13 protein-coding genes and 1 pseudogene are annotated in these 14,618 nt (G+C 34.4%); 6 read left to right on the top strand and 8 right to left on the bottom strand.

Annotated features, from left to right (window positions below):
- Window positions 1–137: 137 nt before the first annotated feature.
- The 4 genes from V7149_RS22200 to V7149_RS22185 form a co-directional block, all read right to left on the bottom strand.
- The gene (locus V7149_RS22200; RefSeq protein ID WP_335347763.1) at window positions 138–653 is read right to left on the bottom strand and encodes a hypothetical protein; all 516 of its coding nucleotides are present in this window, start codon (window positions 651–653) and stop codon (window positions 138–140) included.
- Window positions 654–658: 5 nt separating this feature from the next.
- Window positions 659–1,132 carry an RNA polymerase sigma factor gene (locus V7149_RS22195; protein WP_335347762.1) on the bottom strand — a complete coding sequence of 158 codons (474 nt, stop codon included), beginning with the start codon at window positions 1,130–1,132 and terminating at the stop codon, window positions 659–661.
- Between the two features lie 983 nt (window positions 1,133–2,115).
- Window positions 2,116–2,844: an MOSC domain-containing protein gene (locus tag V7149_RS22190; RefSeq protein ID WP_335347761.1), complete on the bottom strand. Its 729-nt coding sequence runs from the start codon at window positions 2,842–2,844 to the stop codon at window positions 2,116–2,118.
- Between the two features lie 368 nt (window positions 2,845–3,212).
- Window positions 3,213–3,752 carry a TetR/AcrR family transcriptional regulator gene (locus V7149_RS22185; protein ID WP_335347760.1) on the bottom strand — a complete coding sequence of 180 codons (540 nt, stop codon included), beginning with the start codon at window positions 3,750–3,752 and terminating at the stop codon, window positions 3,213–3,215.
- Between the two features lie 159 nt (window positions 3,753–3,911).
- On the opposite strand from V7149_RS22185, the gene V7149_RS22180 reads away from it, so the two are divergent.
- From V7149_RS22180 to V7149_RS22165, 4 genes are all read left to right on the top strand, one after another.
- Window positions 3,912–4,664 (top strand): SDR family oxidoreductase, encoded by a 753-nt coding sequence (locus V7149_RS22180; protein ID WP_335347759.1) that lies wholly within the window; start codon window positions 3,912–3,914, stop codon window positions 4,662–4,664.
- A gap of 22 nt (window positions 4,665–4,686) precedes the next feature.
- On the top strand, window positions 4,687–5,610 hold the full coding sequence (locus tag V7149_RS22175) for an SDR family oxidoreductase (RefSeq protein ID WP_335347758.1): 924 nt from the start codon (window positions 4,687–4,689) through the stop codon (window positions 5,608–5,610).
- 40 nt (window positions 5,611–5,650) lie between these two features.
- Window positions 5,651–6,598 carry a LysR family transcriptional regulator gene (locus V7149_RS22170; protein WP_335347757.1) on the top strand — a complete coding sequence of 316 codons (948 nt, stop codon included), beginning with the start codon at window positions 5,651–5,653 and terminating at the stop codon, window positions 6,596–6,598.
- 92 nt (window positions 6,599–6,690) lie between these two features.
- On the top strand, window positions 6,691–7,329 hold the full coding sequence (locus V7149_RS22165) for an HD domain-containing protein (protein ID WP_335347756.1): 639 nt from the start codon (window positions 6,691–6,693) through the stop codon (window positions 7,327–7,329).
- Between the two features lie 584 nt (window positions 7,330–7,913).
- On the opposite strand, the pseudogene V7149_RS22160 reads toward V7149_RS22165, so the two are convergent.
- The 4 genes and pseudogenes from V7149_RS22160 to V7149_RS22145 form a co-directional block, all read right to left on the bottom strand.
- A pseudogene (locus V7149_RS22160) lies at window positions 7,914–8,213 on the bottom strand (transposase); the annotation flags it as partial.
- A gap of 286 nt (window positions 8,214–8,499) precedes the next feature.
- Window positions 8,500–9,696, bottom strand: coding sequence for a pyridoxal phosphate-dependent aminotransferase (locus V7149_RS22155; protein WP_335347755.1), 1,197 nt, complete (start codon window positions 9,694–9,696; stop codon window positions 8,500–8,502).
- Window positions 9,680–10,936: a dicarboxylate/amino acid:cation symporter gene (locus V7149_RS22150; RefSeq protein ID WP_335347754.1), complete on the bottom strand. Its 1,257-nt coding sequence runs from the start codon at window positions 10,934–10,936 to the stop codon at window positions 9,680–9,682. The genes V7149_RS22155 and V7149_RS22150 overlap by 17 nt, the downstream gene beginning before the upstream one ends.
- 68 nt (window positions 10,937–11,004) lie before the next feature.
- Window positions 11,005–11,703, bottom strand: a complete 699-nt coding sequence (locus V7149_RS22145; RefSeq protein ID WP_335347753.1) for an RraA family protein — start codon at window positions 11,701–11,703, stop codon at window positions 11,005–11,007.
- Between the two features lie 408 nt (window positions 11,704–12,111).
- Here V7149_RS22145 and V7149_RS22140 point away from each other — a divergent pair, with 408 nt between their 5' ends.
- Window positions 12,112–12,972, top strand: a complete 861-nt coding sequence (locus V7149_RS22140) for a MurR/RpiR family transcriptional regulator (RefSeq protein ID WP_335347752.1) — start codon at window positions 12,112–12,114, stop codon at window positions 12,970–12,972.
- Window positions 12,973–13,310: 338 nt separating this feature from the next.
- Window positions 13,311–13,532 (top strand): helix-turn-helix domain-containing protein, encoded by a 222-nt coding sequence (locus tag V7149_RS22135; protein WP_335347751.1) that lies wholly within the window; start codon window positions 13,311–13,313, stop codon window positions 13,530–13,532.
- Window positions 13,533–14,618 lie beyond the last annotated feature (1,086 nt).

Genomic DNA, 14,618 nt, shown 5'->3' with positions numbered 1-14,618 from the left:
ACATAAAACAAACCTCTCGTGAAATTCCTTAATTAAAGGGAATTAAGAGAGGTTTTTCCTTAGTTCATAGAATCGTATCATTTAATTAGTTGCGGTCATCCAAAGCACTACTCGAAAATTTTAAATTTAACAGAACCTTATCGAATAGGATTCTCAAAGTTCCAGTTAGTATAAATTGCTGCTGCAGTAACTGGATCTGCGGATGTATCCTCCGTAAAACCGCCTATTAGATTACCCACTCTAAATGTAGGCTCAAATAACTGTTCTTCCTTAGGCGGTGCTGTTGGACCATCTATCCCCAATTTTGTTTCATCTGTAATCACAACTTCCATTCCGTTATCCAACGTAAAGCTCAGTCCGTCATCTCCAACTTCTGTTATGGTTCCTTCGATATTAAGCATTACACTTGCAGCAGGACCTGAATTATCAACCACAATTCTTTCCGTCAAATCTAACGCTGCATCGTTGTTTGTATTTGTTAAAGCAACTATAGCAATCACAGCACAAGCTACTAAACTTCCAACCATTAATTTTATATTTTTCATAATAACCCTCTTTTCTTTTTGTTCATATTCCATCATCTCTTTTTGCATTTTGCTCTTAAATTCTTCGGAAGCATGAATCTGCTTCATCACTTTCTTATAAGCATTCATCACACTTAACTCCCTTCTTCTAAAATACTTTTTAACTTCATTCGTACCCTTCTCAGCTTTGAGCCTACCGTGTTTACTTTCATCTCTAATAGCTTGGCAATTTCTGCAGTCGTATAGCCCTCGTAATAATGTAAATAAACAATGGCCCTCTCTTTGTGATCAAGCTCAAAAATCTCAGGGAGAACAATCTGTTCCTCTTTTGCGACAAACGTCATCTCTTCTGTTATAGGTACCGTCCTCTTGACGCGAGAAGACTTAAAGTAATCCTTGCATTTATTAAAAGTCACTTTGATGAGCCATGCCTTTAAATGTGCTTCATTATCGAAGGGCTTTTTCTGTCTCATCAGTGTCATGTAGACCTCTTGAACAATATCCTCCGCCTCAGACATATTTTTTGTCTGCTGCACAGCAATTCGTATTAAGGTGTCGCTATAAATTTGAACAATCTCATGAACACGTAAGCCGGCGAACGTTTTCATACTCAACCTCCTTCACTTTAAATACGATTCATTTTCGTTCATTCGTGCAACAAAAAAATTTTTTCTCAGAATTGAAATAGATTTGTTGTTCATTTATGACATACATTAATAGAAAAAAGAGTGAGAACTCATCAGTAATAGATAAATCCTCTCTCCTTTTAAAGGTGAAGTGTTTTCTGTTTTTGTATTGCCTCCATGTTGCAGTACTGGAAAATTTAGACATAATGAGTAATTATCACTCTATATGCAGGCGCACCTAAATTATGAAATATAATTGTTATGTCCAATCTTATTTATTTCTTTTCCATTTACAAATTAATAAGCAGGTCAGTATGTGAGTAATTATGATTAAGCACTTTACGTAAAGATAAAGGAACGTGTTTTGACCATGCTTATTGTATCCCCATAATTTAAGTGCAACTACTCATTAATTATTGAAACAATTGACACTAATACAGGTCCTCATCTACCATCAACTCCGGTCTAGCAAGTATCCGTTTATTCACAAATAGAATCTTCATCGGTATACTCTTCGAAAATATACAAGATTTAGTTATTTACCTTGCATATTTTGAACTTATTCATATAAAAAAACCCCAATTGTCTAGTAAATTAAAATTTAACCCCTAGTGTAGAGCATGGCTAACTATTTCTAACCAGTAATTGTGGGATTTTAAAACCTCATTTACTTATGGTACGGTTCGCCGCGATTAATTTTAAACCAAAAAAACTCTTAATAAAATGGTTAAATCGGTAACTCCTATTCAACAATTTGGCTCTATAATGAAAATAAGCGCTGTTCCTTTTTACAGAAAAGCGCCGATTGATGAATAGTGGAAAATGAGAAAATGCTGCAAAAATTATTCCTTTGTTTTGTGCTAAAACTACCAGTTACTTGTAGTACATTTTTTCACAATCTTTAAATAGGCAACGTCAATTAATTAAATATTTTTTATTTCTTTTATTCTTTGTCAATCAAAACTTCATTCAAGAAGAAGGACATCATCACCCACATGAATTTCGCCCGTTTTTATAACAGAAGCATATACGCCGAAATAATTGCTTCTTTCTTTTACAACTGTTTTTAACAAAGTCGCATCTTTTTCTGCATTTTCAGGATTAACGGTAATAATCATACATCTTTCACAATGCCTTTTTAATTCTATTTCAACTTTATTCCCTATCCTGACTCGTTTGCCAAACCATTGATCTTCTATAAAGGGGATTTTTTCATTTAATGATATAAGTAAATTAGGTCGAAAACGTCTATAATCAATCTCTGATTTTCCCCATATTTCTTTCAATCTATTTAATGAAGCGTCAGTAACAAGTTGAATGTGTTCTTCTTCAATTGCTCCTAAAGGTACGTAAGTAGGGGGATATGTAACAAGAGAAATTTTCCGTTTCGATTTGTGTTCAATTTCATTCGTTAATTCTTTATCCCCCCATTCAAAAGTCTTACCTTCAGGTGTCAATATTTCGACTCTAGGGTATTCATTCACCAACTCTTTACCTACGAATCTCGCTTTATATCGAACCATTTCTGGAAACTGTGTTATTGTTAAAAATTTTCCTGGTCTTGTTTCATCTAAAAAAGCATGGCTACGGTCTCCGTACAAGCCATATTCCATTATTCTTGTTTTCTGTACGCTCTCTCCATAAAAAGATTTCACAGGATGACGAACAATCTCCTTGATTTGACCGATTATCATCAAATTACCCCCCAGTTTTTTTAGTCTACTTTATCATACATTGTTCAAATTATTCTGCCCAGTTACCATAAAAAGAAAAGGCATTTCCATTTGTTCCAGAAACGCATCCGTTACCTCAACAACTAAAGTTGCTTCATCATAGAAACAACTTTTATATTACTACTATTTGGTTTATGTATTACTTCCTCATCATAAATGCTATATCCTATCGAACTATATAGTTTTAATTTTTTAGTAGCGGTCATACGGACCTTCATAATAATTTAGGAATTTCTTTATCTCGATTATATGCTTTGAATAAAAGCGAAAAGCGGGTATTCATGACCTCATCACGATTTATTTTTCTTCTTCAAAGGACTTCCATTAACTTAAGGCAGTTTGTTAGCAATTAGTTTCCATACGTCTTCAAAACTCTCTTTATAAAGCTCATTATCCCAACGGTCTGCAAAGTATGGATTATGGAAATATACAAATGCTGTAATAATAGCAGGGCCAGATTTTTTTAATCCACTAATGGATTCTGCTTTTTGCGCTAATTGTTTTAAGTGATCTTTAACGAGGATTTGAGTACCCTCTAAATAATCCGTATATAATCGAAACATACGTTTGTTTTCATGATAAAGTTTTTTCTTTGTAGTAGCCAGAAGCCAGAGCCAGTCGTGAAGTGCAACAGCTGAACTTATATCTTTGGGAGGTTCCCATTCTAATAATTCCTTAGAAGTCATTTTTAACCACCTTAGTGCAAGTTGCTGCAATAGGTCCTCTTTATTTTTGTAATGTTTATAAAATGCGGCATGAGTGACTCCAAGTTCTTTTGCAATATCAGAAAGAGTGGTTTTTTGCACTCCTTTTTTCAGTATTATTTCTTCTGTGACAGAAAATATCTTCTCTTTTGTAAGTATTGCCAATATGAACCCTCCTTGTTTATTCTAAGTTTCATTATACAGGATATACTCCTAAGTTACAAAATGTTGACTTTGTAACTTAGAGGTGTATAATAACCCTATCGTTAAGTTACAATATTAATATTTTGTAACTTAACTATTAAATAACAAAGGAGAAATATCATGAAAAAAACATCTACTGAAACACATGATTTGCGAGTTGCACTTGTTACAGGTGGTTCTGGCGGTATCGGACACGCAATAGTAAAAAAATTAGCCGATAATGGATTTGCTGTTGCTGTGCATTATTCTGGCAATAAGCTTAGAGCAGATACTATTGTGTATGAGATTGTACAGCAAGGTGGAAAAGCAATTAGTATAGGTGGAGATGTTGCAGATGAAAAAGTTATGCAAGAAGCTTTCGATATAGTTGAAGAAAAATTTGGGGGTATTGATGTCGTAATCAATACAGCAGGTATCATGTTACTCAGCCCTATCGCAGAGATGGACTTAGCTGATTTAGATAAAATGCACCGCACAAATATTCGAGGCACTTTTGTAATATCCCAACAAGCGGCGCGACGTGTTCGCAAAGGTGGTGCAATTATCAATTTTTCTACTTCTGTTACTCGCACGCAATTTCCAACATATGGTGCTTACGTTGCAAGTAAAGCTGCCGTTGAATCAATGACAATGATATTGGCTCGCGAATTGCGTGGTAAAGATATCACCGTTAATGCAGTGGCTCCAGGTCCAACTGCAACACCATTATTTTTAGATGGAAAAGATGAACAAACAATCGATAAACTTTCTAAAGCAGCACCACTTGAACGTCTAGGTACACCTGAAGACATTGCCGACACAGTAACATATTTAGCAACTTCAGGACGCTGGATAAATGGACAGGTTATATTTTCAAATGGCGGACTTGCATAATTTAAATTAGGAGGGATGGATAATGAGTAGTGAAGAAAAAAAAGTCATAGTTATAACAGGAGCTTCAAGTGGATTTGGTGCTCTAACCGCTCGAACACTTTCAAGAGCTGGACATATTGTCTATGCGGGTATGCGGGAAACAGATGGGCGTAATGCTCCTCAAGTAAAAGCGGTTAACGATTATGCGTCCGAACATATGGTAAATATTAAAGCGATTGAAATGGATGTGAATTCACAGGATTCTATTGATTCTGCAGTGAGAGAAATTTTAGCAGAACATAATCATATTGATGTCTTGATTCATAATGCCGGACATATGGTTGTTGGTCCAGCAGAGGCGTTTACGCCTGAGCAACTAGCGGAAATGTACAATATAAATGTGTTATCGACTCAACGTGTTAATCGCTCTGTGCTTCCTAACATGCGGAAACGTGGACAAGGCTTGATAATTTGGGTGTCTAGCTCAAGTGTAAAAGGTGGAACACCACCTTACTTAGCGCCTTATTTTGCTGCAAAGGCAGGTATGGACTCATTAGCAGTATCTTATGCGGCTGAACTGGCCCGTTTTGGAATAGAAACTTCAATCGTGGTACCAGGTTCATTTACAAGTGGAACGAATCATTTCCTTAACGCTGGTCAGCCACAAGACAAACATGTACAAGAGGAATATGATGCTAAGTACAAAGGTTTAATAGATCAAATAAGTGAAAAGCTCGCTGCTATTTCCCCCGAGCACGCTGATGTATCTATGGTATCTGATGAAATTGTACGTATTGTATCTCTACCAAAAGGTGAACGACCATATCGAGTACACATTGATCCATCAGATGATGGATCAGAAGAGGCCTCAGTAGTTGCTGATCGTGTTCGAACAAAATTCCTTACTAGAGTAGGCTTAGATGATCTACTTCCAAAAACAATTGAACGAGCTGCTGAAACAAAATAATTTGATTTGTAGGCTGGAACGACAGAAATAGTACCAAATAATGAGCAGAATAAATCAAACAACATTTGTAATTCTATCAGGAGAAGAATTACCTCCCTTGAAAGGAATGGTATATATTGAATTACGGCATTTAGAATACTTTTTAATGGTGAGCAACGAACTACATTTTACAAAAGCAGCAGAAAAATTAGGAATTACACAACCAACTCTAAGTCATCAAATCAAGGTTCTTGAACAAGAAATAGGGTTTCCTCTTTTCAATCGTATTGGTAAGAAAGTTGAACTTACTAAGGTTGGAGAAATTGTACAAAAAGAAGCTGTAAAAATTCAAATTTCCTTACAAAATATATCCTCACAGATTGAAGCATTTACTAAAGTAAAAATAGGTGAATTAAAAATTGCTGTGTTACCAGGAGAAATAACGGATTTAATATCTACTTTGTGTATAAAATTTAATCATTTATATCCAAATATTAAAGTCTCAGTTCAAAGTACTGACCAAGTAGAGAAAGCTGTTTTAGAAAATCAAGCTGATTTTGGTATTGGTTTTCACTTTAAACAACTCGATTTGTTGCAAGTTATTAAATTATATGATGAAGAGTTTTATCTGATAAGTAATAGTAAAGGTAGTGACAACAGTATTTCCTTCACTACTGTATTAGATAGACCACTTATCTTATTTCCCAAAATGCATCAATGTAGAAAAATACTTGATAAGACTAGCGAGCAGGTTGGTAAACCATTAGTACCTATTGTAGAGACATCTAGTATTGAATCTATATTAAAGCTAGTTCGAAGTGGGACTGGTTGTAGTGTTGTTTCACGTACACTATACGACTTTTATGAGACAGGTGATTTATATTTTCAACGAATTGAAAAGCCATCTTTAAATGGAGAAGTTTCGCTTACAATGAAAAAGAACAGTTTTATAAATTATGCAACACGTGGTTTTATTGAGTTGTTAATAAATGAAATAGAGANNNNATAGAAATAATTAAATAGATAAATGATAAATACTCTTTTACAATAAAGAAAGCCTTTTGTACAAAGGACTTTTAAATAAGAAAGGTGTTTTAGATTATGCTTAATGAAGTAGCAGGTATTAAAATTCCGGATTCTATATTAGCAAAGGATGCAAGAGATATTTTGAGAGAGCACGGAAATGATTTATTATGGAATCATTCAAATCGTGTATTTCTATTTGGTGCCATTGCGGGAAAAAAGGCAAATAAGAAATATGACTTAGAGTTACTGTATATCAGTGCATTATTTCATGATTTAGGGTTAACAAAAGAGTATAGCAGTCCAGATTTACGATTTGAAGTAGATGGTGCAAATGCTGCAAGAAGCTTTTTGCAACATTATCAAGTTCCAGATGAGACGATTCGTCTTGTATGGGATGCAATAGCATTGCATACAACAGTTGGTATAGCAGAACATAAAGAATCTGAAGTCTCATTACTGAACTCAGGTGTTGAGTTAGATGTTATAGGGAGAGGTTTTGAACAATTTCCAGCTGACTTGAGAGAAGAAATTGTAAAGGCATTCCCACGTAATAATTTCAAACAAGATATTATTCCAGCATTTTATGAAGGTTTTAAGCACAAACCAGAAACTACTTTTGGTAATATTAAATCTGATGTCGTTAAATTCTTTGAACCGAACTATAAACAAAAAAATTTCTGTGAATGTATATTACATTCACCTTGGAAAAATTAATCAAACAAAAGTGTTAATTTTAGGTTTATACCATCAATTTTAATCCCAGGGAGATATAAAAATTCATTTATATGTGCCCTTTTAAATAAAAATTTAATGAATTATAGTGCATAACCATTTTGTTTAATTTGTCTTGCTTTTGACATAAAAGCAACACAAACTAACAATTATTGAAGTAAAAACACACATAAATTTGGTTAATTACAAATTTATGTGTGTTTTCTGATTGAAAGGTCAATTAGTAGGTAAAGCTTTGTTAGGATGTCTTATTCCATTAAATGGCCCGATTGTTGAACACAAGTTAAACAACACTCTTCAACTATACTCCCTCTATATAGAAAGGAAAATCTCACGATTTCTCTTGTTTTCTCCAAATTTCGTAATAGTTTGTTTTAAAACCCATTTGCGGAATGGAATTATAGTGTTCTAAAGGGTAATTTTGGTTATCCTCCGCACTTATGGCATTTCATCTTTTCCCGCTCCCCTATCTTTTTAGGGGAAGTATAACATAAATGGTGTTACTCCTTAAAAAAGTGTTCTTCTTACTCCTCAAAAATTAAGCTAAGAATCGATTCTTCATCTTATCTTTCCTTACGAAATTTCGTAAATGAACTAGGATTAATAACAGGATCTTCTGGTGCCAAATCTAAAAAATATTTAAATGACATATCGTATTTCGAACGTTCTACTACATCTACATCGGATAAATCAAATATTGATTTTAATAATAAGTATTTAAACATCCGAATAGGCGATACTGCATTACGACCATTATTAAGACAGTATTTATTTTTCAGTTCTTCTAAAATGAAAGAGAAGTCAATAAGTTCATTAATTTGACCAAGCATATTATCCTTTGGAACAACTATATCGTAAATTGCCATAATTGGACTAAGACTAAATGATTCTTGGTTTGAAATCTTTTTGAAAAATCACCTACATACATAACCTTAAATTATAAAGTAAAAAGGCAGTATAAAGTTCTTAAATAACAAACTTTATACTGCCTAATTAATAAATGGACTTTTTCAGTGCCCTCATTCAATATAGGAATCATCTTCTAGATGCAGCTTAATCCCTTTTTTTATAGTGTCCTAGACAAAGGGTTCCAGTTTATGTTTGGCGGGATCTCTTTTATAAATTAATATTCATACTGAACGGTTTATAAAGTTAATTATGAAGCTTGCTTATAGTTTCTTCAACTCTAGACAATGCTTTATCCAGATTTTCCATAGAGTTTGAATATGAAATTCGTATTTTACCGCTTGTAAAGAATGCTTCCCCTGGTACTACAGCAACGTTAACAGTATCTAATATATAGTTGGCTAAATCCATTGCTGTTTTAATTTCATATTCATTATATTTTTTTCCTAAATAATAGCTAACGTCTACCATAATATAGAATGCACCAGCAGGTGTTGAGCATGATAAGCCCTTGATGCTGTTTAGTCTATTTACAACATATTCTCTGCGCTTTTTAAACGCCTCAACCATTACTTCAATATCATGCTGTGATCCAGTTAGTGCAACTGTAGCAGCTTTCTGAGAAATACCGCTAGTTGCGGATGTCATTTGGCTTTGTAAAGACTTCATAGCATCAATTACCTGCTTTGGTCCAGCAGCATAACCTACCCTCCAGCCTGTCATGGAATAAGCCTTTGAAAAGCCGTTCACTGTAATTGTATGTTCCCATGCCTTTTTAGAGACAGAGGCACAGCTTACATGCTTGTTATCATCGTAAATTAACTTTTCATAGATTTCATCAGTGATAACCCAAAAGTCGTTTTCGCATGCAATATTGACTAATTGTTCTAAGCTTTCCTTACTGTAAACAGCACCAGTAGGGTTATTAGGAGTACAAATAATAATCGCCCTTGTATTTGGTGTAACGGCTGCTTTAATTGCTTCAATATCAAGAACATATCCGTTTTCTTCTTGAACAGGAACAAGTATTGGTTTTGCATTTGCGATTTTAACCATATCAACATAGCTTACCCAGCAAGGAACTGGGATGATAACTTCATCCCCTTCATCGCATGTAGCCATAATTGCGTTAAAAATAGCCTGCTTTGCACCTACTGTTACACAAATCTCATTTAGATTATACTCAAGACCATTATCTTCTAATAATTTTTTAGAAATTTCCTGCCTAAGTTCAACAATGCCTGGGCCTGGCGTATACTTTGTAAAACCATCAACAATAGCTTTAATTCCAGCAGTTTTAATATTATCAGGCGTTTGATAATCTGGTTCTCCAACGTTTAATGAAATAATATCTCGGCCTTCTTTCCTTAATTCCGCTACTTTTGTAATTAAAGCAGATGTAGGTGAACCGGAGAACCTGCTCATTCTATTTGCTAGCTTCATATTGAGCCTCCTTATCGAAATCTATTTTCTTTGGATTCCATAATTTTTCGTTTTTAGCAACAATCATTGTACCAAGTACGTCACCAGAGACGTTTACTGTTGTATTAGCCATATCCAGTAATCGGTACATACCTACAATTAATCCCATAAGTTCTAATGGAAGACCTAATAGGTTTAAGAAGATCGCACCTGTTACGATACCTCCTCCTGGAATACCTGGTGCAGCAATTGACATAATCGTAGAAATAAGAACGATTAATACGAATTGTGCTGGTGTAAAGCTGATGCTGTACATATCAGCAACGAATACTGCAAGTACAGTTTTCCATAAAGCTGCTCCTGTAAGGTTGATTGTCGCACCTAATGGAATCGAAAAAGATGCTATTGAGTGTGGAATTCCTAGCTTTTTAGTTGTAACATCCATTGTTATTGGAATTGTACCAGCACTTGAAGTTGTTGCCATAGTGTTTGCCCAAATTGGGAGCATTGATTTGCATAAATAAGAGTATTTTACGCCTGAATATAAGGCTGCAAATACACTTAAAATAATCCATATAAAAAGGTCACCAATCCATACAGCTGCAATGAATTTAAACATTGCACCGAATAATTGTGAACCGTATTCAGCGACAGTATTTGCCATTAAAGCGAATACACCAATTGGAGCGTAAATCATAACAATATCAAGCATACGATAAATTACGTTAGCACTCTGATCCACAAATTTTGTAACTAAATTAGCTTTTTCCCCAAGTAAAACTAAAGCAATACCGAAAATAAATGAGAAGAAGATTATCTGCATTACATTACCTGTAGACATAGCTTCTACTATGTTGGTAGGAACCATTTCAAAGAAGAATGCAAGGAAGTCTGGCGTTGTAACGTTAGATGCGTCAAAATTTGAAGCACCTTCCATAGTGAATCCTTTACCCGGCCGGATGATAGCTGCAACAATAATACCTAAGATAGCTGCAAAAATCGTCATTACTGTATAAACTAAAACAACCTTTGACCCTACTCGTTTTAATTTGTGAACATCACCGATTGCAGCAATACCACTTGTTACACTGAAGAAAATAACTGGTACAATTAGCATTTTGATTAAGTCCATAAATAAAGTACCAAGTGGTTTTATTGTTAATGATATGTCAGTAAATATAGCTCCGAACACAATACCTAAAATGAAACCGGCTAACATTCGGTGCGGGAGATATTTTTTATCAAAAATATATTTTTTCATATGAGTCTCCTTTCAAAAACACTAAATCATTAAATATATTAGGAAATAAACCGCTTGCTTTTTAATTATCAATTATAAACATCATCAATAATTCCACAGTTTTTTTGCTTTAACTTTTCGTCTACCCATCCTCTTTTTGCTGTTCCATCAGTTGCAGCTTGCACTTTCTTTTGGTCATTAGCAGATAGAACCTTTGCAGCTTCTAAGATAGTAGCAGCATCATTTCTTGGGATGACAACCACACCGTCAGCGTCGCCAAGTATAATATCACCAGGGCTGACATGGATGCCTCCACAAGCAATCGGGACATTGACCTCACCTGGACCTTCTTTAAAGGGGCCTCCCGGAGTAGTGCCTGTTGCATAAATGGGTAAATCCATTTGTGAAATTACATCAATATCACGAATCGGGCCATCTAAAACTAAGCCTGCAATTTTTTTTGTATGTGCTGCGTAGGTTGCCATAATTTCCCCTAAAAGTGCCTGAGTGCGATCTCCCTCGTTCGAAACGATGATTATATCACCTTCACCAGCTATATTTAATGCTTTATGTAGTAAAAGATTATCACCAGGACGTGCTTTTACAGTAAGTGCTACACCAGCCATAACTTTTTCTTTAGGCTTGGACATTAATTTAATTTCTGAGCTGAGAGCACTTAATCGCTCCATACAGTCAGCAACGTTTGCAGCTTGAATAGATTTAAATTGTTCTACAAGGTTAAGATCTGGCAATTCTCTTTTTAAAAATACTCGATTACCTACACTCATTTTCGAATATCCCCTCTCAGTAAACTAGATTCAAAATTTATTTTCAAAACAAACACCTCCTGAAAAAATTTTTTCTTAACTTAAAAACGATAATATCAGCTTTAATTATTTTTGTAAACTCAATTTTTAAATAACTCTTAAAATAAAAAGTAATTAGATTAGTAAAAAAGTGATTGCCTGCTAAAATAATTATTATAGATTTTCTTTAAAAATTGTTTTTATTGGTCGTAATATGTAAGCGTTGCAGATATCAGAGCTTGAAATCTTCAAGTGACATAATGGATTTATTTTATTAGAAAATCTTTATGGGCATGAGTTGTTGATTAGATGGAAATATGGTTTCCAGAGGTATGCTATACTATATAAATCACAATCATGTAGGGAAAAAAATGATGGGAGCTTAATTTGATGGAGAAAGCCATATCTTTACCAGATTTGATTAAGGAACAATATAATAATTTGACAGATACTCAACGCAAAATTGCTGATTATTTTTTGAAAAATGAAGATGCAACTTCCTTCTTAACAATTGATCGATTAGCCTCGCAAATAGGAGTAAGTCCATCTTCTCTTACTAGATTTGCTACTGAACTGGGGTTTCAAGGATATCCGGATCTACAAAAAAAGTTGAGAGAAAATCTACAGCATAAATTAAGTCCTGCTTTTCGTCTAACATCAGGGATTAGCCAAGAAAAAAATGATGTATTTGTAAAATCCTTTCAAAAAGATTTATCAAGTTTACAGGAAACAATGCAGTTGAACAGTCAGAATATGATGGAGTCAGTAGTTAAATTACTGCGGGATTCTAGAAATATTTATATAATCGGGCACCGCAGCTCTTATTCAATTGCATCTTATATGCACGCTGTCTTAGAGCCTATTTTAGGTAATGTAACGCTTGTTAATACAATAGAGCGTATGCATATGGAATATTTACTGCGTATGAGTGAACGTGATGTATTAATTAGCATAAGCTTCCCTAGGTATCATCTAGAAACGGTGGAATTTACTGAACTTGCGCAGAAACAAGGAATTAAAGTAGTTGTAATTACTGATAGTATGGTCTCTCCGTTGATACAATACGCTGAGACATATTTGTTGAGTAAGTATGAGAGTGTCAACTTCCACAATTCTAACGTCTCTGCTTTAGCTCTTGTAAATTCTATTTCTGCTTCTTTAGCAGCTTCTCTAGAGGAACAAGTTAAAGCTAGATTAAATTTAATTGAAAAGCTAAATGAAGGAACAAAAAGTACTAGATTGAAATTGTAAGCAATGTTTTTTATAGATTATCCAGATATTAATATAATGTTGAATAATAAAAACAGTATCATTGTTAATTTCCTATATTAAAAAATTATTCTAATGACAGTTTTTCAACGTGATTACTTAACGCATATTTAGTGGTTAAGTTAAGATAAATGCGGATTTACAACGTTAAGTAAATTAGAACATAGAAAAATCGGTTCCTTACAACGTTTAGGAACCGATTTTTAAATTTGGATTCTTATGCTGAAGCCCCTATAACCATCCATGAAGCGCAAAAATCAGCGCTTCACCACAAAGAATGAAAATCCATAACATATTCGGATTCTTTTAAAAATAAATTTATGGATGAATATCTGGCAGGCAAACTTCCACGTCAAATTTTTATAGAGAACGGCTTTGATATCGATGTTATTGGGTTGAAGCTGATTGAACAGTCAGCTCACAGGTGGAAGAAGGTGTACGAGAAGAGCGGGTTAATTGGTTTGAACGATTCGAGGAAAACAAGTTCTGGTAGACCATTAAAACGGAACCTTACACCAGCCGAAGTAATTGAAAGGCAGTAAGTAAGAATTAAGCTACCGGAGGGACAAGTAGAGCTATTAAAAAAGCTAGAAGTGACAGAAAGGAGGCTGCTAAACGCAAGCGAAAATCTAGATCCTAGTAGAGTGTATCAGTTGATTTATGAGACCATTGAACAAAATCAATTTAAGCGAATGACAAGGTATTTTTGTGACCTTCTAGGGGTCTCTCGTTCTGGATATTATAGCCACCTAAAGGCATCCAATAGCCGCGTAGCAAGAGAACAATTGGACTTAGAAGCCAAAGAGGTTATTTTAAAGTCGTCGTGGTTATAAGAGGGTCGCGGTCCATAAAAATGATTTTGGAGAATGAAAATAAACCTGATATTTAGTCGAAAAAAGATTCAAAGAATTATGAGGAAATACGGCATAGTCTGCCCTCACAGAAGGCCAAACCCTAGGAAAATGTGAATTTACAACGTTAAGCATATTTTCAAGACGATTACACCGATTTTAACACGTTAAGAACTCTTAATGGTCTTAAAGACTCTAACGAGAGCTTTTTCTCCGAATTAGAATGATATTCCCCCAGTAAATTAAAATGCTCCCAGCCTTAAGGAGACATATGATGCAACAAGTCCTCATTAAAATTCCCTTAATAATCCGCATTTTCCTAACGCTACACCTTTGTGTGCTGTTAAGACCGTACAGTACATATCGAGTCAATGAAACTTGCAATTTAAACAATTCTGTCACTTACTGCCGAAGTCTGATAAAATAACAACATAGAAAAACCCCTAAACTTTGGCGAGCGCAGGGGTTTCTCATAACTATCAGTGTACCCATAAAGGGTAATTTTTTATGGGAAATAAAAAAAACATCGAACAGTCAAAGTATCACGCTTGGTTTCATTGTAATGACAGTGACGGTTGGATTACTGCAGCTAAGAAAAATGCATATTCGAATTTTTTTACAATATCACTTTAACACAAGGCTTTAAACTAATCCTGTGGAGGGATAAATCATTAGTACGTCTGATTACTTTTTATACAATATATCTTTATTTGAAAAAATACTAGACCAGTTATCTGACTGTGTTGTTGCAATTGGTAAAAATGGTTTTGTTATTTA

It is taken from the genome of Bacillus sp. JJ1503, from assembly GCF_036965125.1.
Classification (GTDB): Bacteria; Bacillota; Bacilli; order Bacillales; family Cytobacillaceae; genus Cytobacillus.
Note: the sequence above shows the minus strand (reverse complement) of the source record. Positions and strands in the feature narration are given on the sequence as shown.